The 23,915-nt window shown below is 64.5% G+C and carries 29 protein-coding genes; 15 read left to right on the top strand and 14 right to left on the bottom strand.

Going from position 1 to position 23,915, the window contains the following annotated elements; translation table 11 throughout:
* Positions 1–43 precede the first annotated feature (43 nt).
* Positions 44–382, bottom strand: coding sequence for a DUF3565 domain-containing protein (locus tag C4K40_RS04820; RefSeq protein ID WP_083456939.1), 339 nt, complete (start codon positions 380–382; stop codon positions 44–46).
* Here C4K40_RS04820 and C4K40_RS04825 point away from each other — a divergent pair.
* The 3 genes from C4K40_RS04825 (at position 351) to C4K40_RS04835 (ending at position 2,756) form a co-directional block, all read left to right on the top strand.
* Complete coding sequence (locus C4K40_RS04825) at positions 351–836, top strand: peptidylprolyl isomerase (RefSeq protein ID WP_022642345.1); 486 nt, start codon at positions 351–353, stop codon at positions 834–836. The genes C4K40_RS04820 and C4K40_RS04825 overlap by 32 nt on opposite strands.
* A 121-nt stretch (positions 837–957) precedes the next feature.
* Positions 958–1,440 carry a glutathione peroxidase gene (locus tag C4K40_RS04830; protein WP_053134161.1) on the top strand — a complete coding sequence of 161 codons (483 nt, stop codon included), beginning with the start codon at positions 958–960 and terminating at the stop codon, positions 1,438–1,440.
* Positions 1,441–1,652: 212 nt separating this feature from the next.
* Positions 1,653–2,756 carry an NADH:flavin oxidoreductase gene (locus tag C4K40_RS04835; RefSeq protein ID WP_053134164.1) on the top strand — a complete coding sequence of 368 codons (1,104 nt, stop codon included), beginning with the start codon at positions 1,653–1,655 and terminating at the stop codon, positions 2,754–2,756.
* On the opposite strand, the gene C4K40_RS04840 is transcribed toward C4K40_RS04835, so the two are convergent.
* Both C4K40_RS04840 and C4K40_RS04845 read right to left on the bottom strand, forming a co-directional pair.
* On the bottom strand, positions 2,753–4,033 hold the full coding sequence (locus tag C4K40_RS04840; RefSeq protein ID WP_053134166.1) for a glycosyltransferase family 1 protein: 1,281 nt from the start codon (positions 4,031–4,033) through the stop codon (positions 2,753–2,755). The genes C4K40_RS04835 and C4K40_RS04840 overlap by 4 nt on opposite strands.
* Before the next feature lie 39 nt (positions 4,034–4,072).
* Entirely contained in the window at positions 4,073–4,783 is a 711-nt protein-coding gene (locus C4K40_RS04845) for a DJ-1/PfpI family protein (protein WP_022642349.1), read from the bottom strand.
* Positions 4,784–4,904: 121 nt separating this feature from the next.
* On the opposite strand from C4K40_RS04845, the gene C4K40_RS04850 reads away from it, so the two are divergent.
* On the top strand, positions 4,905–5,900 hold the full coding sequence (locus C4K40_RS04850) for a GlxA family transcriptional regulator (RefSeq protein WP_053134169.1): 996 nt from the start codon (positions 4,905–4,907) through the stop codon (positions 5,898–5,900).
* A gap of 14 nt (positions 5,901–5,914) precedes the next feature.
* Here C4K40_RS04850 and cysZ read toward each other — a convergent pair whose 3' ends face one another.
* Complete coding sequence (cysZ, locus tag C4K40_RS04855) at positions 5,915–6,670, bottom strand: sulfate transporter CysZ (RefSeq protein ID WP_022642351.1); 756 nt, start codon at positions 6,668–6,670, stop codon at positions 5,915–5,917.
* 310 nt (positions 6,671–6,980) lie between these two features.
* Here cysZ and trxB point away from each other — a divergent pair, with 310 nt between their 5' ends.
* Positions 6,981–7,943, top strand: a complete 963-nt coding sequence (trxB, locus tag C4K40_RS04865) for a thioredoxin-disulfide reductase (RefSeq protein WP_053134173.1) — start codon at positions 6,981–6,983, stop codon at positions 7,941–7,943.
* A gap of 66 nt (positions 7,944–8,009) precedes the next feature.
* Here the strand turns inward: trxB and C4K40_RS04870 are convergent, their stop codons facing one another.
* The 6 genes from C4K40_RS04870 to C4K40_RS04895 all read right to left on the bottom strand — a co-directional run bounded on the left by C4K40_RS04870 (position 8,010) and on the right by C4K40_RS04895 (position 11,063).
* A complete protein-coding gene (locus C4K40_RS04870; protein WP_022642352.1) occupies positions 8,010–8,348 on the bottom strand; it encodes a HopJ type III effector protein in 339 nt (112 codons plus the stop codon).
* Complete coding sequence (locus tag C4K40_RS04875) at positions 8,341–8,637, bottom strand: DUF1244 domain-containing protein (protein ID WP_022642353.1); 297 nt, start codon at positions 8,635–8,637, stop codon at positions 8,341–8,343. The genes C4K40_RS04870 and C4K40_RS04875 overlap by 8 nt, the downstream gene beginning before the upstream one ends.
* A gap of 63 nt (positions 8,638–8,700) precedes the next feature.
* On the bottom strand, positions 8,701–9,081 hold the full coding sequence (folX, locus tag C4K40_RS04880) for a dihydroneopterin triphosphate 2'-epimerase (protein ID WP_031320912.1): 381 nt from the start codon (positions 9,079–9,081) through the stop codon (positions 8,701–8,703).
* On the bottom strand, positions 9,082–9,642 hold the full coding sequence (folE, locus tag C4K40_RS04885; protein WP_053134175.1) for a GTP cyclohydrolase I FolE: 561 nt from the start codon (positions 9,640–9,642) through the stop codon (positions 9,082–9,084).
* A gap of 22 nt (positions 9,643–9,664) precedes the next feature.
* Entirely contained in the window at positions 9,665–10,375 is a 711-nt protein-coding gene (gene folM / locus C4K40_RS04890; RefSeq protein ID WP_022642356.1) for a dihydromonapterin reductase, read from the bottom strand.
* 118 nt (positions 10,376–10,493) lie between these two features.
* Positions 10,494–11,063, bottom strand: a complete 570-nt coding sequence (locus C4K40_RS04895) for an antibiotic biosynthesis monooxygenase (RefSeq protein ID WP_053134180.1) — start codon at positions 11,061–11,063, stop codon at positions 10,494–10,496.
* A 211-nt stretch (positions 11,064–11,274) separates the two neighbouring features.
* Here C4K40_RS04895 and C4K40_RS04900 point away from each other — a divergent pair, with 211 nt between their 5' ends.
* Complete coding sequence (locus tag C4K40_RS04900; RefSeq protein WP_022642359.1) at positions 11,275–12,231, top strand: MerR family transcriptional regulator; 957 nt, start codon at positions 11,275–11,277, stop codon at positions 12,229–12,231.
* Positions 12,232–12,248: 17 nt separating this feature from the next.
* Here the strand turns inward: C4K40_RS04900 and C4K40_RS04905 are convergent, their stop codons facing one another.
* Together C4K40_RS04905 and C4K40_RS04910 are read right to left on the bottom strand one after the other, a co-directional pair.
* Positions 12,249–12,854, bottom strand: a complete 606-nt coding sequence (locus C4K40_RS04905; protein WP_022642360.1) for a hypothetical protein — start codon at positions 12,852–12,854, stop codon at positions 12,249–12,251.
* Between the two features lie 51 nt (positions 12,855–12,905).
* The gene (locus C4K40_RS04910; RefSeq protein ID WP_022642361.1) at positions 12,906–13,379 is read right to left on the bottom strand and encodes a PAS domain-containing protein; all 474 of its coding nucleotides are present in this window, start codon (positions 13,377–13,379) and stop codon (positions 12,906–12,908) included.
* Between the two features lie 154 nt (positions 13,380–13,533).
* On the opposite strand from C4K40_RS04910, the gene C4K40_RS04915 reads away from it, so the two are divergent.
* Positions 13,534–13,989, top strand: coding sequence for a flavodoxin (locus C4K40_RS04915; protein ID WP_053134183.1), 456 nt, complete (start codon positions 13,534–13,536; stop codon positions 13,987–13,989).
* Here C4K40_RS04915 and C4K40_RS04920 read toward each other — a convergent pair.
* Positions 13,970–14,866, bottom strand: coding sequence for a LysR family transcriptional regulator (locus C4K40_RS04920; protein WP_022642364.1), 897 nt, complete (start codon positions 14,864–14,866; stop codon positions 13,970–13,972). The two genes, C4K40_RS04915 and C4K40_RS04920, sit on opposite strands and share 20 nt — an antisense overlap.
* 98 nt (positions 14,867–14,964) lie before the next feature.
* Between C4K40_RS04920 and C4K40_RS04925 the strand changes: the two genes are divergently transcribed.
* From C4K40_RS04925 to C4K40_RS04945, 5 genes are all read left to right on the top strand, one after another.
* The gene (locus tag C4K40_RS04925; protein ID WP_022642365.1) at positions 14,965–15,351 is read left to right on the top strand and encodes a CidA/LrgA family protein; all 387 of its coding nucleotides are present in this window, start codon (positions 14,965–14,967) and stop codon (positions 15,349–15,351) included.
* A complete protein-coding gene (locus tag C4K40_RS04930; protein WP_053134186.1) occupies positions 15,341–16,027 on the top strand; it encodes an LrgB family protein in 687 nt (228 codons plus the stop codon). Before C4K40_RS04925 ends, C4K40_RS04930 begins: the two co-directional genes overlap by 11 nt.
* Before the next feature lie 143 nt (positions 16,028–16,170).
* Positions 16,171–16,953 carry a class II aldolase/adducin family protein gene (locus C4K40_RS04935; protein WP_022642367.1) on the top strand — a complete coding sequence of 261 codons (783 nt, stop codon included), beginning with the start codon at positions 16,171–16,173 and terminating at the stop codon, positions 16,951–16,953.
* A complete protein-coding gene (locus C4K40_RS04940; RefSeq protein ID WP_022642368.1) occupies positions 16,953–17,855 on the top strand; it encodes an alpha/beta fold hydrolase in 903 nt (300 codons plus the stop codon). The genes C4K40_RS04935 and C4K40_RS04940 overlap by 1 nt, the downstream gene beginning before the upstream one ends.
* A gap of 148 nt (positions 17,856–18,003) precedes the next feature.
* Positions 18,004–18,915 (top strand): SDR family oxidoreductase, encoded by a 912-nt coding sequence (locus tag C4K40_RS04945; RefSeq protein WP_053134189.1) that lies wholly within the window; start codon positions 18,004–18,006, stop codon positions 18,913–18,915.
* Between the two features lie 491 nt (positions 18,916–19,406).
* Here C4K40_RS04945 and C4K40_RS04950 read toward each other — a convergent pair whose 3' ends face one another.
* Positions 19,407–20,204: an IclR family transcriptional regulator gene (locus tag C4K40_RS04950; protein WP_053134192.1), complete on the bottom strand. Its 798-nt coding sequence runs from the start codon at positions 20,202–20,204 to the stop codon at positions 19,407–19,409.
* 167 nt (positions 20,205–20,371) lie between these two features.
* On the opposite strand from C4K40_RS04950, the gene hmgA reads away from it, so the two are divergent.
* The 3 genes from hmgA (at position 20,372) to maiA (ending at position 23,779) form a co-directional block, all read left to right on the top strand.
* Complete coding sequence (gene hmgA / locus C4K40_RS04955; RefSeq protein ID WP_053134194.1) at positions 20,372–21,676, top strand: homogentisate 1,2-dioxygenase; 1,305 nt, start codon at positions 20,372–20,374, stop codon at positions 21,674–21,676.
* Positions 21,677–21,679: 3 nt separating this feature from the next.
* Positions 21,680–22,984 (top strand): fumarylacetoacetase, encoded by a 1,305-nt coding sequence (gene fahA, locus C4K40_RS04960; RefSeq protein WP_022642372.1) that lies wholly within the window; start codon positions 21,680–21,682, stop codon positions 22,982–22,984.
* A 156-nt stretch (positions 22,985–23,140) separates the two neighbouring features.
* Entirely contained in the window at positions 23,141–23,779 is a 639-nt protein-coding gene (gene maiA, locus C4K40_RS04970; RefSeq protein WP_022642373.1) for a maleylacetoacetate isomerase, read from the top strand.
* Positions 23,780–23,915 lie beyond the last annotated feature (136 nt).

The raw sequence follows: 23,915 nt of genomic DNA on the forward strand, positions 1-23,915 counted from the left end.
GTGCATGGCAAGGGCGACGGTCTTTGGCCGTCTGCCGCGGTAGTCAGGGGCTAAGGTTATCGTTTCCGGCGTCCTGCGCACACCAGCCACAGGCAAAGGGCCGGCCTATTTTTTCTGCCCGCCGCGCTGGGTCCAGGACCCAGGCGCGTGACTGCCATGGTGGCTGGTGGCGCAGGTGCTGGGTGTGGCCGCACGACAGTTCGACCACCCAGTGGCCGTCCTCGTCCTGATGGAAACCGCAGATTGTCGGGGGCTGCTGCATATTCCGTTTGTCCGGGTTCCGTTCGCTTTCGCGCGATTGCTTCGCTAAACTTGGACGTTCTTCATTCTTATGCAAAAGGTCTCGCCCCATGCTGATCGCCGCCAATAAGGCTGTCTCCATCGACTATACCCTCACCAACGACGCTGGTGAGGTCATCGACAGCTCTGCCGGCGGCGCCCCGCTGGTCTACCTGCACGGCGCAGGTAACATCATCCCAGGCCTGGAAAAGGCCCTGGAAGGCAAGCAGGTCGGTGACGAGCTTAAGGTTGCCGTGGAACCTGAAGACGCCTACGGCGAATACGCTGCCGAACTGGTCAGCACCCTGAGCCGCAGCATGTTCGAAGGCGTCGACGAGCTGGAAGTGGGCATGCAGTTCCACGCTTCCGCTCCGGACGGCCAGATGCAGATCGTCACCATCCGTGACCTGGACGGCGACGACGTGACCGTCGATGGCAACCACCCACTGGCTGGCCAGCGCCTGAACTTCCAGGTCAAGGTCGTTGCCATCCGTGATGCCAGCCAGGAAGAAGTCGCCCATGGCCACGTCCATGGCGAAGGTGGTCATCACCACTGAGTTTCTGCGCTAAGCTCAGGATTACTCGAAAGGCGCCCGCGGGCGCCTTTTTAGTCTGCGGCTTTTGGCTGTACTGTCGAGAGGCTGTCTTCTGCAAGAACACGGGAATTTGGAGTTCGTCATGAGTGCTTTTCACGACCTTAAACTGAAAGCCCTGGATGGTCAGGAACTGCCGCTCGCGCCCTTCAAGGGGCAAGTCGTGCTGGTGGTCAACGTCGCTTCCAAATGTGGCCTGACGCCACAATATGCGGCTCTGGAAAACCTCTACCAGCAATACAAGGCCCAGGGTTTCAACGTGCTGGGCCTGCCCTGCAACCAGTTCGCCGGGCAGGAGCCCGGGACCGAGCAACAGATCCAGGAATTCTGCAGCCTCAACTACGGGGTGACTTTCCCCCTGAGCAGCAAGCTGGAGGTCAACGGCCCGGAGCGGCACCAGTTGTACCGCCTGCTGGCAGGCGAGGGTGCGGAGTTTCCCGGGGACATCACTTGGAACTTCGAGAAGTTCCTGGTGGGCAAGGATGGCCGGGTACTGGCGCGTTTCTCCCCGCGCACCGCCCCCGATGATCCCGCAGTGGTCCAGGCCATCGAGAAAGCCCTGAGCTGACTCCGCGCGCCGGGCGCTCGCCCGGCCTGCCGCGCTACCTGTCCGACGCCGCTGCATAGCGGCGTTTTTGCCTCCAGATCACTCAAATCAATAGTGCTGTGCAGTGCCTTGGGGGACGAATATTATCCTCATCATAAGTGCGCCGGGAGCTATACCCGGCGCGGCCTTGTGCGTCGATCCTCGACTCCAGTCCTTTTCTGTCGGAGTGCAGCATGCCTGTCCAAGCCTTGTTCAAACCCTTCCGCCTGGGTGCGTTGGAATTGCCGACCCGTGTGGTGATGGCCCCGATGACCCGCTCGTTCTCGCCGGGCGGCGTGCCCAATTCCAAGGTCATCGAGTACTACCGCCGGCGTGCCGCGGCAGGGGTCGGCCTGATCATCACCGAAGGCACCACCATCGGGCACCAGGCATCCAACGGCTACCCCAATGTGCCGCAGTTCCACGGCGAGGCGGCACTGGCCGGCTGGAAGAAGGTGGTGGACGCGGTACACGCCGAGGGCGGCAAGATCGTCCCGCAGCTGTGGCATGTGGGCAACGTGCGGCGCCTGGGCACCGAGCCGGATGCCAGCGTGCCGGGCTACGGTCCGTGCGAGAAACTCAAGGACGGCCAGGTGGTGGTGCATGGCATGACCCACCAGGATATCCAGGAGGTGATCGCTGCATTCGCCCAGGCCGCCAAGGATGCCCAGGGCATCGGCATGGACGGCGTGGAGATCCATGGCGCCCACGGTTACCTGGTGGACCAGTTCTTCTGGGAAGGCAGCAACCAGCGCACCGACGAGTATGGTGGCGACCTGGCCCAGCGTTCGCGTTTTGCCATCGAGCTGATCCAGGCCGTGCGTGCTGCCGTCGGCCCGGACTTCCCGATCATCCTGCGCTTTTCCCAGTGGAAGCAGCAGGACTACGCGGCCCGCCTGGTAGAGACCCCAGAGGCCCTGGAAGCCTTCCTCAAGCCATTGGTGGCGGCTGGCGTGGATATCTTCCACTGCTCGACCCGGCGCTTCTGGGAGCCGGAGTTCGAAGGTTCCGAGCTGAACCTGGCCGGCTGGACCCGCAAGCTCACCGGCAAGCCCACCATCACCGTGGGCAGCGTTGGCCTGGATGGCGAGTTCCTGCAGTTCATGGTCAAGACCGACAAGGTGGCGCAACCGGCCAGCCTGGAGAACCTGCTGCAACGCCTGGATAACGATGAGTTCGACCTGGTGGCCGTAGGCCGCGCACTGCTGGTGGATCCGGACTGGGCGCAGAAGGTCCGGGACGGGCGTGACCAGGAAATCCTGCCGTTCAGCCGTGATGCGCTGACAACCCTGGTCTAACCACCGGCTCCGGGTGGCGAGGGGGGCAACCCCCTCGCCACGCCGAGCGTCTCGCTGTCGTCCTCTACCAGGCCGGTCGCCCCGGCCACGGCCTGGAGGGCCGCCGTTGGCGCCTCTTGGCAGGCGCTGCGCAATTGCTCCTCGAACTGTTCGATCACCGTTGCCCAGCCTTGGCGGCTGGCGTGTTGGCGGGCGTTGAGGCGTACCCGGCGCAGGGTCTCGGTTTCTTCCAGCAGCCAGCTGGCGGCATCGCAGAAGGCATTCTCGTCACCCGGCATCGCCAGCACGCCGTTGTAGCCGTGACGGATATGTTGCGCCGCCGCAGCCTGATCGTAGGCCACTACCGCCAGGCCTGAAGCCAGGGCCTCGAGCACCACGTTGCCGAAGGTCTCGGTAAGGCTGGGAAACAGGAACACGTCACCGCAGGCGTAATGGGCCGCCAGGGCTTCGCCGCGCTGGCTACCGCAGAACAGCGCTTGGGGCAGGCTGCGCTCCAGGCTGGCCCGTTGCGGGCCATCGCCCACCACGATCAATTTCATCTTGCGCTGCACGTAGGTCGCCTGCAGTTGTTCGAAGCAGCGCTTGAGCAGGCCCAGGTTCTTTTCCGGCGCCAGGCGCCCGACATGGATCACCGCCAGGTCATCCGGCTCCAGGCCCCAGCTGGCGCGCAGCTCATTGACCCGTTTGGCCGGGTGGAACAACTGGCTGTCGACGCCCCGGGACAACAGGGACAGGCGTTCGAAGTGGCGCCGCTCCAGCTCCAGGCGCTGGCTGGCGCTGGGGACCAGGGTCAGTTTCGAGCGGTTGTGGAACCAGCGCAGGTAGTGGGTCAGCAAGCGCGTCAGCAAGCCCAGGCCGTACTGGCTGGAGTACTGCTGGAAATTGGTGTGGAAGCCGCTGACCACCGAGATCCCCAGGCGCTTGGCCGCCCGCAGTGCGGACAAGCCAAGGGGCCCTTCGGTGGCGATGTACAGCACATCCGGGCGCTGGCGTTTCCAGCGGCGCAGCAGCTTGTGCATCGACGACTGGCCCCACTGCAACCCCGGATACCCCGGCAACGGCCAGCCCCGGCACAGCAGCAGGGCCTCGTCGCTGCGCCGGCTCTGGTCGCAGCCCTGGCGCGGGCGCACCAGTTCCACCTGATGCCCACGGGCCCGCAGGCCATCGCACAGGCGGCCAAGGGTATTGGCCACACCGTTGATTTCCGGCGGGAAGGTCTCGGTGATGAGAGTGATATGCAGGGCTGTGCTCATGGCCCCAGTGTCGGCTGGGGCCATGTCGTCATTGTGACCTTGGGATGATGGATTTATGACCGCTCAGCGCTGCGGTTGCAGGGCGTTGCGATAGTGCTTCAGGGCGGTCTCGGTGCTCCGGCGGAAAAAATCCGCATACAACTCCAGGGTCTGGCGGGTCAGTTCGGGGCCGGCCAGCTCCGGGGTGCCGACATTGAAAGGTGCGCGAGGGTGGTACTCGATGGTCAGTTCCAACAGCTTGGCGATCTGCTCGCCCCGCAAGCGGGCCAGTACCATCAACGCCGTCTCGAAGGAGCCGGTGGCGGGGCCTGCACTGTACAGCGGGCCGTCGATCACTACTTCGCCACCGCTGACCGCCGTGGCACCGAATGCTTCCAGGGTATGGGTCAGGTGCAGGTTGGTGGTCGCCCGGCGTCCTTCCAGGAAACCAGCGGCGCCCAGCAGCAGGGCGCCGGCGCAGATGGAGATGACGAAGCGGGTACGTGGGCACTGTTCACGCAGGAACTGGATCAATTGCGGGTCTTCGATCGCCGCCGTGCCCACCGCACCTATCACCAGCACATCGAGGTCGGGCGGGCATTCGTCGAACGTCGTGCTGGCATGGCAGGGGAAGTCCGGCATGGCCATGACCGGATGGCGATCCTTCCACAGCACATGCAGTTCGGTATTGGGTGCCATGCCGAACACCGAGTGGGCGCCGGCGATATCCATCAGGGCGAACCCCGGGGCGATGAGAATCCCGACTTTTAGAGGTGTTCCTGGTTCGATCAGCATCTGAGGTTCCTTGGATTGTGCCGCGGCGGGTGCCGGGCTGGACGTACCTTAATCAGCCTGCACTTGGCGTTTTTGCCAAAAATGCGACAATTCACGCCAACTCCTTCCAGGTATCCAGGTCATGTCGCAGCCGCCCAGGCTCATTCAGTTTCTGGTGTTTCCCGCAGTGAACATGCTCGATCTATCGGGCCCCCTGCGGGTGTTCGCTACCGCCAATGAGCTGCTGGCATTCGCCGGCCAAGCCGCGGCCTATGACGTCACTGTGATCGCTGCCCAGGCACCATTGCTGTCTTCCGAGGGGCTGGAGCTCACCCCGCTGCCATTACCTGATGTCCAGTCGCCCTGCGACACTTTGCTGGTGATCGGTGGCCAGGGAGTGGGGGCGGCCTGCCGGGATGGCGCCCTGCCACGCTGGATCGGACAGAGGGCGCTGGTGGCGCGCAGGTTGGTGTCGATCTGTAATGGTGCCTTTCTGCTGGCGGCCGCGGGGCTGCTCGATGGTCGGCGTGCCGTGACTCACTGGAGCCGCTGCGAAGCACTGGCCCGGCGCTTTCCCCTGGTCCGGGTCGAGTCCGATTCGATCTTCGTCAACGACGGGCCGATCTGGACTTCAGCCGGGGTTACGGCCGGCATCGACCTGGCCCTGGCCCTGGTGGAAGAGGACCTGGGTCATGAGCTGGCCTTGGAAATCGCCCGCTACCTGGTGGTTTTTCTCAAGCGCCCAGGCGGCCAGGCGCAGTTCAGTGTGCCGCTGTTCCTGCAGCACCGTGCCGGCGGTTTTGCCCAGTTGCATGCCTGGATCACCGAACATGTCGCTCAGGATCTGTCGATGGCAGTGCTGGCGCAGCGGGTGGGAATGAGCGAGCGCAGTTTCCTGCGTCACTACCGAGAGCAGACCGGCACTACGCCGGCCAAGGCGGTGGAGCGGATCCGGGTGGAGGCGGCCCGACAACTGTTGGATGAAACCCCGTGGCCGCTCAAGCGGATCGCCCTACGTTGCGGCCTGGGTAGCGAGGCGACATTCCGTCGTGCATTCCAGCGAGTTTTCGGCATCAACGCCCAGGATTACCGCCAGCGCTTCAGCTCTCGCGATGAGGCCAAAGCGCAGGTCCTCTGAGGTGCAGGAAGGGGTCAGCGTGGTTGGCCCGGCAAGTTATCCACACCGCGCTCGCGGACCCAGAACAGGGTCGCCCCGGCCACGGCGGCGGGCATCATCAGGATGTTGACGAAGGGAATCATCAGCGCCAGGTAGACGATGCCGCCGAAGCCCAGGCTCTGCCAGCGCTTGGCCCGCAGCCAGGCAAGCATGTCCTGCCAGCTCATCTTGTGGTTGTCCGCCGGGTAGTCGATGTACTGGATGGCCATCATCCAGATACCGAACAACAGCCACAGCGGCGCGGCCACCAGGTTGACCACCGGGATCAGCGAGAGGATGAACAAGCCGATGGCCCGGGGCAGGAAGTAGCCCAGCTTGCGCATCTCCCGGGACAGGGTGCGGGGGATCATCGCCAGCAGTTCGCCCCAGCTGAAGGGAGGGAAATCATCGGTGCCGCGGACCACGGTCTCGACCTTTTCCGCGAGGAAGCCGTTGAACGGGGCGGCGATGATATTGGCCAGCATGGTGAAGCTGAAGAACACCATCAGCACTACCAGCACCACGAACAGCGGCCACAGGATGTAGCTGAGAAAGCTCAGCCATTGCGGCAGGGTCGGCATCAGGGCGTCGACCCAGAGGCTGAATTGATGACCGGCGAAATAGATCAATCCGACGAACAGCACCAGGTTGACCAGCAGCGGCAAGAGCACGAACAGGCGCAGGCCGGGCGTGAGGATCAACTTGAGGCCCTCGCGCAGGTATTGCGGGCCGGACAAGACAGGGGCGGGCATAGAAGGCTCCGAGCAGAAGGAAAACGCGCCGACCTTACCGGCTTTGCACAAGGGGCGAAAGTGCGGCGCATAGGGCGACATCAACGGTAACAAAGACCTCTTCATACTGGTCTTCAGAAGATAGAGACCGCCTATGAGCTGGATTGTTAAACCGTATTTCCTTAATCTTCGCCCCCTCTATACGCTGCACCCATTATTTTTTGGACGGACGAGTTTTAGCCTTCCCCAAGGTTTCGCCGTCCTTTTTTATTCCAGCCGGCAATCCGGCGTTCCGCGCCAGGGCAGCCGGGCCGGTCGATAGGAGTGAGTCATGTCTGATGTACGTCATTCGCGTGTGATTATTCTCGGTTCCGGCCCTGCCGGTTACAGCGCCGCGGTCTATGCCGCCCGCGCCAACCTGAAGCCACTGCTGATCACCGGCATGCAGGCCGGTGGCCAGCTGACCACCACCACCGAAGTCGACAACTGGCCGGGCGACGTGCACGGCCTGACCGGCCCGGCGCTGATGGAGCGGATGCGCGAGCACGCCGAGCGCTTCGAAACCGAAATCGTCTTCGATCACATCAATGCCGTGGACTTCGCCGCCAAGCCCTACACCCTGACCGGTGACAGCGGCACCTACACCTGCGACGCCCTGATCATCGCCACCGGCGCCAGCGCACGCTACCTGGGCCTGCCATCGGAAGAGGCTTTCATGGGCAAGGGCGTTTCCGCCTGCGCCACCTGCGACGGTTTCTTCTACCGCAACAAGCCAGTGGCCGTGGTCGGTGGCGGCAACACCGCTGTCGAGGAAGCCCTGTACCTGGCCAACATCGCCAGCAAGGTCACCCTGATCCACCGTCGCGATACCTTCCGCGCCGAGAAGATCCTGATCGACAAGCTTCACGCCCGGGTTGCCGAAGGCAAGATCGAGCTCAAGCTCAACGCGACCCTGGACGAAGTGCTGGGCGACAACATGGGCGTGACCGGTGCCCGCCTGAAGAACAACGATGGCAGCTTCGACGAGCTGAAAGTCGACGGCGTGTTCATCGCCATCGGCCACACTCCGAACACTTCGCTGTTCGAAGGCCAGCTGGCGCTCAAGGACGGTTACCTGGTCGTGCAGGGCGGTCGTGAAGGCAATGCCACCGCTACCAGCGTCGAGGGCATCTTCGCCGCCGGCGACGTGGCTGACCACGTCTACCGCCAGGCCATCACCTCGGCCGGTGCCGGTTGCATGGCGGCCCTGGACACCGAGCGTTACCTGGACGGCCTGCAGAACGCTTCGTTCTGATCGTCCTGAAATGAAAAAACCGGCGCAAGCCGGTTTTTTTATGGGTGATGGTCTTGCCGGTGTGGATCAGCGGCGGGTCAGCGGCTGGGCGTTGAACTTCACTCCGGCCAGGCCATGGGCGATCAGGGCGCGGATGTTGCCGTGGTCGCTGCCTTGCGGGGTGGCCAGCACCGAGCGATAGTGCTCGCCGAATGCCAGCAATGCTTCGGCGTCGCTCAGGCCTTCCAGCAGGGCCAGGCCCAGGGTCTTGCACGAGCCTTCGTTCTGCCCGGCGGCGTTTTCCACGCCACCGTTGTTGAACGCCTGGGGCTGGTAGTCATAACCGGCGGCGATGAACGCCAGGGTGTCGGCAAAGGCGTGTTCGCCGCTGTTGAGGCTGGCGCGCAGGGTGTTCAGGTCAGTCATGGGGTTTTCCTTTGGCGAACGCCGCTTGCTGCTCGGCGCTGGCTTCTTTCTGATAGAGATTCTTCCACTCGGCGTAGGGCATGCCATACACCACTTCACGGGCGTCATCGAGGCTGACCTCGATCTGGCGCTGGTCGGCTTCGGCCTTGTACCACTTGGACAGGCAGTTGCGGCAGAACCCGGCAAGGTTCATCAGGTCGATGTTCTGTACGTCCTTGCGGTTGTCCAGGTGGGCCACCAGGCGGCGAAAGGCCGCCGCTTCCAGTTCCAGGCGTTGTTGTTCGGTCATGGGATTCTCCGAGGGGGGACAAGCTCCTGGGGGGTACATGGAGCTTGTCGCTTGAGGCGGTGGTCAGGCTGGATCGCGACTTGCCGCTAACGTGATGGATACCGATTCGGCAAAGCGCAGGGCGTGGGGTTTGTCCACTTCGACCTCGGCGTACTGCACCGAGGCGTTGCTCATCACCAGGTCCAGCAGTTCCTGGGTCAGGCGCTCCAGCAGGGCGAAGCGGTTGCCCTCGACGTGGGCGATGATTGCCTTGGTGATGGTGCGATAGTTCAGCGCGTGATCGATGTCGTTGTCGCGCACCGCATCTTGGGCGGGATACAGGATGGTCAGGTTGATCAGGACATCCTGCTTGTTGAGGATTTCTTCCTCGTTGATTCCGATGTAGGTCCGCAGGAGCAGGTCCTTGACTCGGATACGAGCCATTCCTGGCTGAAGTTGTGGCATTTACTTGCTCCGTCCAATCAATTGCAGGAATTCCTGGCGAGTGGTGCTCGATTCGCGAAAGGCGCCGAGCATCACCGAGGTATGCATGGTGGAATTCTGTTTCTCGACACCGCGCATCATCATGCACATGTGCTTGGCTTCGACCACCACGGCGACGCCGGCGGCCTGGGTCACGCTCTGCATTGCGTCGGCGATCTGCCGAGTGAGATTTTCCTGGATCTGCAGGCGCCTGGCGAACATGTCGACGATGCGCGCGATCTTCGACAGCCCCAGCACCTTGCCCGTGGGAATATAAGCCACATGGGCCTTGCCGATGAAGGGCAGCAGGTGATGTTCGCACAGGGAGTACAACTCGATGTCGGCGACTATCACCATCTCGTCATTGTCGGAGGCGAACAGCGCGCCGTTGACGATTTCCTCCAGCGACTGCTCGTAGCCATGACACAGGTACTGCATGGCCTTGGCGGCACGCTTGGGCGTATCGAGCAGACCCTCGCGCTCGGGGTCTTCGCCGAGACCCTTGAGGATCTCGCGGTAGTGCTGGGGCAGGGAAAGGCTCATGCAAGGTCCTCGCGGGGCCGGTCTATTTGACGTGCCGCCCGCCGTTGACGGTCAGGGTGGTGCCGGTGACATAGGGATTGTCCAACAGGTAGCGCAGGCTCTGGTAGATCACTTGCGCGCCGGGCTCGATGCCCAGTGCGGATTTGGCCAGGGTCTTGGCGCGGTACGCCGCGTCGTCGTCGGGATTGAACAATAGCAGGGCCGGTGCGATGCCGTTGACCTTGATTGTCGGGGCGTACTTGGCGGCGAAAGACAGGGTCAGGCTATCCAGGCCGGCCTTGCTGGCGCAGTAGGCGATGTGCTTGGCGCTGCCCTTGCGGGTCACGTCGTCGCTGATGTGGATGATGTCCGCCGGGCTGCAGGCCTGCAGCAATTGGGCGCAGTGCAGGTTGATCAGGTAGGGCGCCAGCATGTGCACGCCGAACATCCGGGCGAAGGCCTCGGTTTCCTGGCCCGGGCTTTCCTCGAGCCATTCCGAGGCGTTGTGGATGATCGCCCGCAGGCTGTCGGTGCGGGCCTTGAGTTCGGTGATCAGGGCCATGATCCCGGCCTCGCAGGACAGGTCGGCGAACAGCAGGGTCGCGCCCTGCTCACGCAGTGTTTCGAGCCCCGGGCGCTGGCTGCGGTAGGTGACGATCAGCCGATGCCCGTCTTCGAGCAGGCGCAACGCGCAGTGCAGGCCGACACGCTGGCTGGCGCCGGTGATCAGGATCGGTGCGGAGGAAGCGTTCATGGCGGGCTCGCGTCGGCGGGTAGGGCAGAACTATACCAGCGGGGACGCCCGGGCGTGGGATGGATCGGCAGCAAGCCGGCACCGCTCCGTGGTAGGCGGTGGCCGGCTTGGGCGAGGCTCAGGAGTTTTGCGTCGAAGGCGCCACGGGCAGCCGGCGGGGCGGGGCGGCGTTGAGCCAGTTGGCCAGCAGCCGGGTGGACAGCGGGATGAAGAAGTAGACCATCAGTGGGGTCAGGGCCAAGGTGCTGACGAACACCCGGGGCAACATGCCCAGGTCGTTGAGCAGCGGGCCGAGGACGAAGTTGAACAGCAGCGAGACCGGGAAGAACGCCAGCCAGATCGCCACGGCCTGCTTCCAGCGCGGCGGACGCTGTCCGGCGGCGCCGAACCAGCCATCGATACCGCTGACCCGATGTTCCAGTGGATGGGCGAACAGATCGCTGCCCCGGGCCAGCCAGGCGGTACGCGAGGCGGAGTGTTCCCAGGTGTGCAGGGTCTGTTCGTCGGCGAAGCGGAAGATGATCTGGAATTCATCGTCGCCGGGCGGAGGGGCCAGGACGCCGGAGCCCAGGTAGCCGGGAAAGTCGGTGGCCAGTTGCTCGCCTTCGCGCAGCCAGGCGATCAGGTCCTGGTAGCGACCATCGGCAACGCGCCGGGCCACCATCAGGGTGACGGGTGAGGTAGACATCATGTATCTCCGTAAAACCAATACGCTGCCTGGGTAAGGCAGTCGCTGACGGGGCACCGGGGTGTCGGGCCGCACCTTGGACAAGCAAGGATTATTCCTGATTGGCACGGATGTACCAATGACAGTGGTCGGATATTCCCGCCCTTGAAGCTTCGGCACCCTGGGAGAGTAGAATGACGGCCATTTTGTCCATCGGTGTTCTCTCCCCCAGATGCCCGCCACCATTGCACCTTCCGTCACCCACCAGGCTCCGGACGCCCTCGCGCAGGACGAGCTGTTCCCGATCCGCGAGGTTTCCCGCCTGACCGGCATCAATCCCGTGACCCTGCGGGCCTGGGAGCGACGCTACGGTCTGATCCAGCCGACGCGCACCGAAAGTGGGCACAGGTTGTATTCCATGCACGATGTTGAGGCGGTGCGCGAGATTCTCGGCTGGATCGAGCGCGGCGTGGCGGTGAGCAAGGTCGGGCGGATCATGGCCAAGAACCGCGCCGTCCAGACCCAGCTCAAGGCTTCGGCAGACGATGGCCAGCAGGATGAATACGCCCAGTGGCGCGATCAGTTGAAGCTGGCGGTCAATACCTTCGATGAAGAGCAGTTGGAGCGGATCTACGGCCAGGTGTTCTCCAGCTATGCCCTGCCGGTGGTGTTCCAGGACATCTTCCTGCCGTTCTGGAAGCAGCTGCTGCAGCAACGCGACACCTTCGGCCATACCAGCGAATGGCTGTTCCTGGATGCCTTCCTGCGCTCGCGAATCAGCCAGCGCCTGTTGTTGCAGCGCACAGGCTCGCAGCCGCTATTGCTCACCGCATTCAACCAGCAATGCCGTGAGCTGGAGCTGCTGGTGGCGGCGCTGCTGCTGGGGCACGACCAGCTCGGCGTACAGGTGCTGGGGCCGGGAGTACCGCTGGAGGAATTGACCCTGGTCTGTGAAAAGCTCAAGCCCCAGGCCCTGGTGGTGTTCTCCAACCATGCGCCGACGGCCGAGCTGCCCAAGCGTCTCAAGCGCCTGGCGCTGACCCTGGACTGCCCGCTGATGCTGGCCGGGGATGCCGCGGACCTGGCCCAGGACAGCCTGGCGGAGTCGCCAGTGGCCTGCCTGGGTGGAGAGGGGCGGTTGATGCAGCAGCGCCTGCGGCAATTCCTCGGCGGGCACCTGGATACCTGACACCGCGCGCGGATGCCTCAGGCGTGCAGGGCGGGGTGGGAATGGCGGTGTTGCTGGAGGATGAACTGGCGCAGGCGCTCGGTTTCCTCGGCATCGTCCTGCTCCAGGCGATAGGCGTAGAAACCCGCCTCGGTCTCGCGCTCGAAGTGCCCGCGCAGGGCGATCCGCTCATATCCCGAGGGGCTGAACCACTGGGCGAACTGCCTGGGCGGCCGGGTCTTGTTGCGGACTTCCAGCAGCACCCCCTTGAACGACACTTCCCGCACCCACAGGCGCCCGGGCTGGCCCTTGGCATTCTCCAGGGCCACCGGTTCTTCCAGGGCCAGGCGCCATGGCCGCACCATGGGGCCGTCCTCGAAGATGCTCGGTACTCCCAGGCGCAGGTGCAAGGCGTGGAATTCGTCTTCCACCAGGTGCAGCGGGAAGGTCATCTGCTGATTGTCGAAATGCGCCTGGATGGTGACCTTCTCGTTGGCCGCCAGGCGTGTCAGCAAGTCACGGATCTGCGAGCCGCCGTTGACCAGCAGGCTGGATGTGGTGTCGCGCACATTAAGGTGCGGGTTGTGCTGGATGCTCCGGATGAAGTCCAGTTCATCCTGAGTGAGAAGGGCGTCGCGCTGCATGATGTTGCTCGGAAGGTGGAAGACAAGTCAGCGGGGATACCCCTACGACCACTAAACCTGCGACTTATTAGGGCCGTTGGTCGCCTTGAGGGCGGCCAGTTCAGCCCGGGCCTCGGCCAGTTGCTGCTCCACCTGCGAGAGGCGCTGCTGGGCCTTGACCTGTTCGGTGACGTCCTTTTGCACCCCGATGAAATAGTGCAGCCGGTCGCTGTCGTTGAATACCGGGGTGATCGACAGCTCGTTCCAGAAGTGGCTGCCGTCCTTGCGATAGTTGCGCAGCACCTCGCGGCACGGCCGGCCCTCCTTCAGGGCCTGGCGGACCGCCTGCAAGCCTGGCTGGTCCCGATCGCCCGATTGCAGGAAACGGCAGTCCTGGTACAGCACTTCATCGGCGCTGTAGCCGGTCAGTCGCTCGAAGGCCGGATTCACATAGATCAATATGGTGTCCTCGCCTTCCTGCTCGGCGACCACAATCCCGTCGTTGGAGGCGTTGATCATCCGTTGCAGCAAGTGGGCGTTGATCATCCCGGAGTTCCGTCTTCGATCGGCAAGGGCTGGATTCTAAGGCATGCTGGCATTGTGTCTACAGCTGCTTTGCAGCCTGAGGGCGAGCGAAGACGGGATTTTACTCCGTAGCTGTTAATATCCCAGGCTTTTAGTCAGCTTCAGGATCAGATTGATGAAAGTCGCCATCCTTTCCGGCACGGTGTACGGCACGGCTGAAGAAGTCGCCCGGCATGCCGCCAAACTCCTCGACGCCGCGGGCTTCCAGGCCTGGCACAACCCCCGTGCGACCCTGGCCGATGTCCAGGCGTTCGCGCCAGAGGCGTTCCTGGCCGTGACCTCGACCACCGGCATGGGCGAGTTGCCGGACAGCCTGCTACCGCTGTATTCGAGCATTCGCGATCAACTGCCGGCCGCCTGGCGCGGTTTGCCCGGGGCGGTGATCGGCCTGGGTGACTCCAGCTATGGCGATACCTTTTGCGGTGGCGGCGAGCAGATGCGCGAGCTGTTCGCCGAACTGGGCGTACGCGAGGTGCTGCCGATGCTGCGCCTGGACGCCAGCGAGACCGTGACCCCGGAAACCGACGCCGAGCCTTGGCTGGCGGAGCTGGTCAGCGCACTGCGGGGCTGACTGGCTGTTCCCGTAGCAGCGCCAGCCAGGCCTGTGCGGCCTTGGACAGGTAGGCCCCTTCGCGCCAGATGAAGGCAATGTCCCAGCGCAGGTACTCCGGAGCCTTCAGGGTCAGGCGTACCACGCCCGGGCGTACCAGGGCCCGGGCCACCACGCTGGGCAGCAGCACCACGCCCTGGCCCGCCGCCACCAGCGCCGCGAGGAAGTCCGCCTGGCCGCTGCGCCCACCTTCCCTGGGAGTGAACCCCAGCTGCTGGCAGGCCTGGAGCAGGCGGTCGTTGAGCACGAAGCTGCGCTGGTACAGCAGGAACGGGGTATCGGCCAGCTCCTCCAGGCGCACCTTGGCATTCATCGCCAGCGGATGATCGGCGGGCAGCAGGGCATCCAGCGGCTCGTCGCAGAACGGCTGGTAGGCGAAGGCCGGATCCTTGGGAGTCAGGCTGCCGCCCAGTTCCAGCTCGCCGCTGCGTACCGCCTGCTCGACGTTCAAGCTGCCGCCCTCGAGCAAATGCACCTGGATATTCGGATAGCGCCGCCGGTACTCGGCGAAGCGGCTGGCGAACAGCGTATCGCTGCCCAGCATCGGCAGGCCCAGGCGCAGCTCGCCCCGGGTCATGTGGCTCAGGTCGTCCAGTTCGCTGAGCAGTTCATTGCGCAGACGCAGCATGCCCTCGGCCCGTTGCAGCACCACGTTGCCAGCGGCGGTCAGGTGGATGTGCGAACCCTGGCGCTCCAGCAGCGGCGTGCCCAGGCTCTGTTCCAGCTGGGCGACCTGCTTGCTCACCGCCGACTGGCTGATATGCAGGGTCTTGGCGGCCTGGGTGAAGCCGCCCTGGTGGATCACTTCGACGAAGCTGCGCAGTTGCTTGAAATCCATGGTGGTAATTCCAGTTTGGAATGGCTTCCAGTCTAACAATTCGCTTCGGTGATGAAGGGGCTTTTCATAAAATAGGTCCCCGAGAGGACCGAACCACCATGAACATTCCCACCTTGAAACGCTTGGGCCGCCTGCTTTGCGAGCTGGCGGTGCTGCTGGCCATCTATTTTCTCGGCTGCCAACTGGCTACCTGGCTGCCCTGGCCGATTCCCGGCGGGGTCATCGGCCTGGCCATGTTGTTGCTGGCCTTCGCCCTGGGCTGGGTCAAGCCGGCAGCCCTGCAATTGGGCGCTGGCCTCTTGATGGCCGAGATGCTGCTGTTCTTCATCCCGGCGCTGATGAGCCTGCTGGACTACGGCGGCCTGCTGCGCCAGGACGGCTGGCGGATCCTGCTGGTGATCGGCGTCAGCACCCTGCTGGTGATGCTGGTGACCGCGCTGACCGTGGAACTGGTGTGCCGCTGGAGGATGCGCCATGAAGCTTGAGGCGATGCCGATGTTCTGGCTGGCGCTGACCCTCGGCGCCTATCTGTTCAGCCGCTGGATCTACCGGCGCACCGGGCGCTACCTGTTGTCGCCGCTGATCCTGGTGCCGGCGCTGCTGCTGGCGGTCGCGGTGCCATTGCACACCGCCTACGCCGAATATGCCGCCAATACCCACTGGCTGATGCTGGTGCTGGGCCCGGTGACCGTGGCCTTCGCCATTCCCATCTGGCAGCAGCGCCAGTTGCTGATGCGCCATTGGTCGGCACTGCTGCTGGGCATGCTGGCCGGTAGCGCGGCCTCCATCGGCAGCTCCTTCGGCCTGGCCCGGCTCTTGGCCCTGGACAGCTCGGTGACCCTGTCGCTGGTACCACGCTCGATCACCACTCCGTTCGCCATGCCCCTGGCCCACGACCTGGGTGGCGTGCCCGAGCTGACGGCGGTATTCGTGATGTTCACCGGGGTCTTCGGCGCCATGCTCGGCGGCGTGCTATTGCGTTGGCTGCCCCTGCGCAGCGCCCTGGCCCGGGGTGCGCTGTTCGGGGTCGGCGCCCATGGCGCCGGGGTCAGCCGGGCCCACGAAGTCGGGGGCGAGGAAGGCTCGGTAGCGGGGCTGGTGATGGTGCTCACCGGGCTGTTGAACCTCTTCGCCGCGCCTTTGCTGGCGTCGTTGCTTTGACGTGAAGGCCCGGCGGCGTGGCTCGGCCGCCGGCTGACCCGCTCGGCCATCAAGCTGGCTGCCAAGGCGACTCCGTGGTGCGCCAGGGGTGTCTAGACTCCGAGGGTCCTCCTTCCAATAAAAGCCAACATGAGGTCCCAGCCGTGAGCCTAGCCCCCGTTCAATCCACTGCGAGTGTCAAGGACCAGGTCAGCGCCCTGGAATGGCAAACCCGCCTGGACCTGGCCGCCTGTTATCGCCTGGTGGCGATGCATGGTTGGGATGACCTGATCTTCACCCACATCTCGGCCAAGGTGCCGGGCACCGACGAGTTCCTGATCAACCCGTTCGGCATGATGTTCCATGAGATCACCGCATCCAGCCTGGTGAAGGTCGACCAGGCCGGCAACAAGCTGATGGACAGCCCCTACGAGATCAACCCGGCGGGCTACACCATCCACAGCGCGGTCCATGCGGTGCGCCACGATGTGCTTTGCGTGCTGCATACCCACACCGCGGCGGGCGTGGCGGTGTCGGCGCAGCGGCAGGGCGTGTTGCCCATCAGCCAGCAGTCGCTGTTCGTCCTTGCCAGCCTCGGCTACCACCCCTACGAGGGCGTGGCCCTGAACCCCGAGGAGAAGGCCCGGCTGCAGGCCGACCTGGGCGACAACAATTTCCTGATGCTGCACAACCACGGCCTGCTGACCTGTGGTGCGAGCATCGCCGACACTTTCCTGATGATGTTCATCTTCCAGCGTGCCTGTGAAATCCAGGTGCTGGCGCAGAACGGCGGTGCCGAGTTGATCGCCATTCCCGCGCCGGTGCTCAGTGGAGCCAAGGCGATGATCGCCGGGGTCACCCGCAGCGCCCAGGGCATGGGCGGGGTGTTGGCCTGGCCGGCCCTGCTGCGCAAGCTCGAGCAACTCGACCCGGGGTACAAAGCCTGATGCCTCTCGCCGAGATTCCCCTGAGTGTCTGGCGCACCCATGGGCAGGACTTGCAGTTTCGCGGCCAGGCCGTTCGTTACTGGGTGGCCGGGCAGGGCGAGCCGCTGTTGCTGATCCATGGCTTTCCCACCGCCAGCTGGGACTGGCACTACCTGTGGCAACCCCTGGCGCGGCGCTACCAGGTGATCGCCTGCGACATGCTCGGCTTCGGTGATTCGGCCAAGCCCCTGGATCACGACTACAGCCTGCTGGAACAGGCGGACCTGCAGCAGGCGCTGTTGGCGCATCTGGGGATCGCGGGGCCGCTGCACGTGCTGGCCCATGACTATGGCGACAGCGTCGCCCAGGAACTGCTGGCCCGGCATTACGAGGAGCGCATCGAGATCGCCAGTTGCGTGTTCCTCAATGGCGGCCTGTTCCCGGAAACCCATCGTCCGGTGCTGAGCCAGAAACTGCTGCTCAGCCCATTGGGCTGGATGCTCGGGCGCGTGTTCAGTCGCGAGGGCCTGGCCAGGAACCTACAGCAGGTGTTCGGTCCGCAGAGCCAGCCCAGCGAAACGGTGCTGGACGACTTCTGGAGCCTGGTGCAGAGCAACCGGGGGCCGCGCATCCTGCACAAGTTGATCGGCTACATCCCGCAGCGGCGCCAGCAGCGCGAGCGCTGGGTCGCGGCCATGCAGCACGGCGAGGTGCCGCTGCGGGTGATCGATGGCGCCCAGGACCCGATCTCCGGGGCGCACATGGTCGAGCGCTATCGCCAACTGATCCCGCAGCCGGACACCGTGCTGCTGCCGGGCATCGGTCATTACCCGCAGATCGAGGCGCCGCGGGCGGTGCTCAAGCACTACCTGGCCTTTCGCGATGCACTACAGGCTCCAGTCAGCCGCGCCGTAGGCTCCTGAACCCTGCGGGGCACAGCCTCGCTGCGGTCCTGGCTCGACTATCCCGCTGTCTTATCGCGCACCATTCAGCTGCGGCCCTGTTCGTTGTAGGCCCCGGCCGGCTGCCCGACACTCGGATTCTTGTCCATTGGCCCTGCTGGAGTTCGGTATGAGTGAGTCTGTGCGCTTGGAAGACAAAGTGGTGATCATCACCGGGGCCGGTGGTGGCCTGGGGCGTGCCCACGCCTTGTTGTTCGCCCGCCACGGCGCCAAGGTGCTGGTCAATGACCTGGGTGGTTCGGCCCAGGGCGAGGGCGCCAGTGCCTCGGCGGCCGATCGGGTGGTCGCGCAGATCCGCGAGGCGGGCGGAATCGCCGAAGCCAACCACGACTCGGTGACCGACGGCGAGAAGATCGTGCAGAACGCCCTGGATGTCTTCGGCCGGGTCGACGTGGTGGTCAACAACGCCGGAATCCTGCGGGACAAGACCTTCCACAAGATGGACGACACCGACTGGGACCTGGTGTACCAGGTGCACGTCGAGGGGGCCTACAAGGTCACCCGCGCCGCCTGGCCGCACCTGCGCGAGCAGGCTTATGGGCGGGTGATCTTCACCGCCTCCACTTCGGGCATCTACGGCAATTTCGGCCAGTCCAACTACGGCATGGCCAAGCTGGGGTTATATGGCCTGACCCGGACCCTGGCACTGGAAGGGCGCAAGAGCAATATCCTGGTCAACGCCATTGCCCCCACCGGCGGCACGCGGATGACCGAGGGCCTGATCCCGCCCCAGGTGTTCGAGCAGCTCAAGCCGGAACTGGTGAGCCCGCTGGTGGTGTACCTGGGCAGCGAGCAGTGCCAGGAAACCTCCGGCTTGTTCGAGGTCGGTGGCGGCTGGATCGGCAAGGTGCGCTGGGAGCGCAGCCTGGGCGCCGGCTTCGATCCGCGCCAGGGTTTCTCGCCGGAGGATGTCGCGGCCCATTGGCGAGAGATCTGCGATTTCGACGGCGCGGTCCATCCCAAGGACAACCTCGAGGCCCTCAAGGAGATGATGCAGAACCTGCAAAAGTACACGATCTGATTGCGTCCGGCCGCCGCTTCGAACGCTTTCTCCCGGGCCATGTCCGTGCCCTGGAGCGGCGGCCGCAACTACCCTTCACGGGCGTCCTGCCCGGCCATTTTCCCAGGCATAAAAAAGGCCGCTGCAAGAGCAGCGGCCGAAGTAAGACGTTAGATCAAGGAGCTACAAAATCAACGTCAGTGAACCTGGGTGGGCGGCTTGGGTCGAGTCGCTTCAAGCCTGCCGGAATCGGTTGCCGAGAAGCCCTGCACAGCACTTGTCTCGGTGGTGGAGCCAGGCTGTTTGCCGTGACTGCGAAAGAAGAATAAGCCCTGGCCGACCCCGGAAAAATAGCGATTCAGGACAAGGACTGTTACAGCCAGAGCAATAGTCGGGGCTGTCGCCAAGTGCGCATCGATGCTGCTTGCCAGGTGCCAGCCTAGCCATGCAGAAGCCGGCAGATGGCCTGGACGGCGGGTCCCAGGCATTGAGCCAGGTGGGTGCGCAGGCGATTATTCCTGGGGCTGATAGCCCATGCGCCAGCTCACCGTACGACAGGCCGCCAGCAGGCGTTGCGCCGCCGGGCCGTTTTCGTCGGCATGGAACATCGAGGCCGGTCCGACCACCGTCAGCACCGCGGCGATCTTGCCGGTGGCATCGAACACCGGCGCCGACAGGGCATCGACCCCGGGCATCAGCAGCCCGTGGATGTGGTGCAGGCCGCGCTGGCGGATCTGCTCGGCCAGGGCATCGTGGACCTGGCTCTCGGCCAGGGGATGGGCGTCGGCCTCGGCCAGTTCCTCCTGGCGCAGGTCGAGGGTTTCCCGCAGCGGCAGGTAGGCGTTGAACACCAGCCCGGTGGACGAGCTGAGCAGCGGCAGCACCGAGCCCAACTGGGTGACCACGGTCATCGCCCGCACCGCGGGCTCGATGTGCACCACGGTGGCGCCCTGGTTGCCCCACACCGCGAGGAAACAGGTTTCGTTCAAGTCATCGCGCAGCTCGGCCAAGGGCAGGGCGGCGACTTTCAGCACGTCCATGCTGCCCAGGGCCGCGAGGCCCACCCGCAAGGCTTCGCGGCCCAGGCCATAGTGGTTGGTGGCGGTGTTCTGCTCGGCGAAGCCGCTGGCGATCAGTGCCTGCAGGTAGCGATGGACCTTGCTCGCAGGCATCTGCACATGCTCGGCCAGGCGCGAGAGGGACGTGGACGGCGAGAGTTCGGCAAGAGCCTTGAGGATGTCGGTGCCGACCTCGGCCGAGCGGACTTTCTGTTTACCGTTGCTGTCGCTGGTGCTGCGCGGCTTTTCCATGGAGGTGTAGGGGTCCCGTGACAAGTGGCGGTCTTTATAGCTTGACGCTCCTGGGCAATCAAATTACGTTATGCGTAATTGGATTACGATAAAAATAACCCAGGCGTGCCGATAACTCTTGCGAAGGAGTGGTGGGCCCCTGCCTATTCCAACTTCCAGGAGGCTCCATGAACCTCGATTCTTTGGCGTCCGCCCTCAGCTACCAATCCGGCTTCGGTAACGAATTTTCCAGCGAAGCCCTGCCAGGCGCACTGCCCGTCGGCCAGAACTCCCCGCAGAAAGCCCCCTACGGCCTGTACGCCGAATTGTTCTCCGGCACGGCCTTCACCATGACCCGCAGCGAAGCCCGGCGCACTTGGATGTACCGCATCCAGCCTTCGGCCAAGCACCCGTCCTTCACCCGTCTCGAACGCCAGTTGGCGGGCGGCGACCTGGGACAAGTGACGCCTAACCGCCTGCGTTGGAGCCCGTTGTCGATCCCGGCGGAGCCTACGGATTTCATCGATGGCCTGGTGGCCATGGTGGCCAACTCGCCGGCGCAGAAACCGGCCGGCATCAGCGTCTATCACTACCGCGCCAACCGCTCCATGGAGCGAGTGTTCTTCAACGCCGACGGCGAGTTGCTGCTGGTGCCCGAGCTGGGCCGCCTGCGCATCCTCACCGAACTGGGCGTGCTGGAGCTCGAACCGCTGGAGATCGCCGTGCTGCCCCGCGGCCTGAAGTTCCGCGTCGAGCTATTGGACCCGCAAGCCCGTGGCTATATCGCCGAGAACCATGGCGCGCCGCTGCGCCTGCCCGACCTGGGGCCGATCGGCAGCAACGGCCTGGCCAACCCCCGGGACTTCCTGGCCCCGGTGGCCCATTACGAAGACCTGCGCCAGCCCACCGCCCTGGTCCAGAAGTACCTGGGTGAGCTCTGGGGCTGCGAGCTGGATCACTCGCCGCTGGACGTGGTGGCCTGGCACGGCAACAACGTGCCGTACAAATACGACCTGCGCCGTTTCAACACCATCGGCACCGTCAGCTTCGACCACCCCGACCCGTCGATCTTCACCGTCCTGACCTCGCCCACCAGCGTACCGGGCATGGCCAACCTGGATTTCGTGATCTTCCCGCCGCGCTGGATGGTGGCCGAGAACACCTTCCGTCCACCATGGTTCCACCGCAACCTGATGAACGAGTTCATGGGCCTGATCCAGGGGGCCTACGACGCCAAGGCCGAAGGCTTCCTGCCCGGCGGCGCTTCGCTGCACAGTTGCATGAGTGCCCATGGCCCGGATGGCGAGACCTGCACCAAGGCGATCAACGCCCAATTGCAGCCAGCCAAGATCGACAACACCATGGCCTTCATGTTCGAGACCAGCCAGGTGCTGCGCCCGAGCCGTTTCGCCCTGGAATGCGCCGAACTGCAGAACGACTACGATGCTTGCTGGGCTTCGCTGCCCGTCACCTTCAACCCGAATCGGAGATAACCCATGACCTTGTCCACCATCACCCGCAGCTGGGTCGAGTCTGCCAACGGTCACCCCGACTTCCCGTTGCAGAACCTGCCCCTGGGCGTCTTCAGCACCCAGGGCTCGGCACCTCGCAGCGGCGTGGCCATCGGCGAGCAGATCCTGGACCTCGAGGCCGCGCTGGATGCCGGCCTGTTCGAAGGCCCGGCCAAGGCCGCGGTGGAGGCTACCCGTGGTGGCCAGTTGAACGCCTTCTTCCAGCTCGGTCGCCCGGCCCGCGTGGCCCTGCGTGAGCGCTTGCTGGAACTGCTGGCCGAAGGCAGCAGCCTGCAAGGCAAGATCCAGGCCCTGGGGGCGAAGCTGCTGCCCCAGGCCACCGATTGCCAGATGCATGTGCCGGCCAGGATCAATGACTACACCGACTTCTACGTGGGCATCGAGCATGCGCAGAACGTCGGCAAGCTGTTCCGCCCCGATAACCCCCTGCTGCCCAACTACAAGTACGTGCCGATCGGCTACCACGGCCGGGCCTCGACCATCCGCGCCTCCGGTGCCGACGTGCGCCGGCCCAAGGGCCAGACCCTGCCGGCCGGGCAGAGCGAGCCGACCTTCGGTCCTTGCGCGCGCCTGGACTACGAGTTGGAACTGGGGATCTGGATCGGCCAGGGCAACGAGCTGGGCGAGTCGATCGCCATTGGCGACGCCGCCGAGCACATCGCCGGTTTCTGTCTGCTCAACGACTGGTCGGCGCGGGATATCCAGGCTTGGGAATACCAACCGCTGGGGCCGTTCCTGTCCAAGAGCTTCATCACCAGCATCTCACCCTGGGTGGTGACCGCCGAGGCCCTTGAGCCCTTCCGCAAGGCCCAGCCGGCGCGCCCCGAAGGCGACCCGCAACCACTGCCGTACCTGCTGGACAAGCGTGACCAGGCCAGTGGTGGCTTCGACATCGAGCTGGAGGTGCTGCTGCTGACCAGGACCATGCGCGAGCAGGGCTTGCCAGCCCATCGCCTGACCCTGAGCAACAGCCAGTACATGTACTGGACCGTGGCGCAGATGGTGGCGCACCACAGCGTCAACGGTTGCCAGTTGCAGGCCGGCGACCTGTTCGGTTCGGGCACCCTGTCCGGCCCGCAGAGCGGCCAGTTCGGCAGCCTGCTGGAGATCACCGAGGGCGGCAAGAAACCGGTCGAGCTGGCCACTGGCGAAGTGCGCAAGTTCCTCGAGGACGGCGACGAGATCATCCTGCGCGGGCGTTGCCGCCGCGAAGGCTTCGCTTCCATCGGCTTCGGCGAATGCCGGGGTACCGTCCAGCCAGCCCGCTAGCAGGCCGTTGAAAAACGTAGGCGAGGCAGCCAGCGCAAGGCAAAAACAGGCGAAAAAGCGCAGTTTACGAGTGGTAAATGAGCATTTTGAGTCTGTTTTTAACGCAGCGATGACAACGCAGGTAGATTTTCAACGGCCCGCTAAGGGGAGTGCAGTATGGAGCTTTATACCTATTACCGTTCCACCGCGTCCTACCGGGTGCGGATCGCCCTGGGCCTCAAGGGCCTGGACTACCAGGCCATCCCGGTCAACCTGCTGGTGCCCAAGGGCGGCGCCAACCGCCTGCCGGAGTACCTGGAGATCAACCCCCAGGGCCGGGTTCCGGCCCTGCGTACCGACCAGGGCGACCTGCTGATCCAGTCGCTGGCGATCATCGAGTACCTGGAGGAGCGTTATCCACAGGTGCCGCTGCTGCCCGAGGATCTGGTCGGCCGTGCCCGGGCCCGGGCCGTGGCGTCCATCATCGGTTGCGACGTGCATCCCTTGCACAACTCCAGCACGCAGAACCTGCTGCGTGAATGGGGCCATGAGGAGGCGCAGTTGCTGGTGTGGATCGACCACTGGATCAGCCAGGGCCTGGCAGCCCTGGAACAACTGATCGGCGATGCCGGCTTCTGTTTCGGCGAGCAGCCGGGACTGGCCGATGTGTTCCTGATCCCGCAGCTGTACGCTGCCGAGCGCTTCAAGGTGTCGTTGGAGGCCTACCCGCGGATTCGCCGGGTGGCCGCGCTGGCTGCCGAGCATCCGGCGTTCCAGGCCGCGCACCCGGCCAACCAGCCCGACACTCCGGCCTGACCCTGGGCGCCCTGGCCCAGGGCGCACCCGGCCCCTGCAGCCGCTTTGGAGCGGCTGCAGGATCTTGAGTCCCACCACCAGAGGATCTGCCCAGGCACCTCTCGCATCACCCTCCATAACCATAAGAAACCGAACA

This window comes from Pseudomonas sp. CMR5c, assembly GCF_003850545.1.
GTDB classification, from domain to species: domain Bacteria; phylum Pseudomonadota; class Gammaproteobacteria; order Pseudomonadales; family Pseudomonadaceae; genus Aquipseudomonas; species Aquipseudomonas piscis.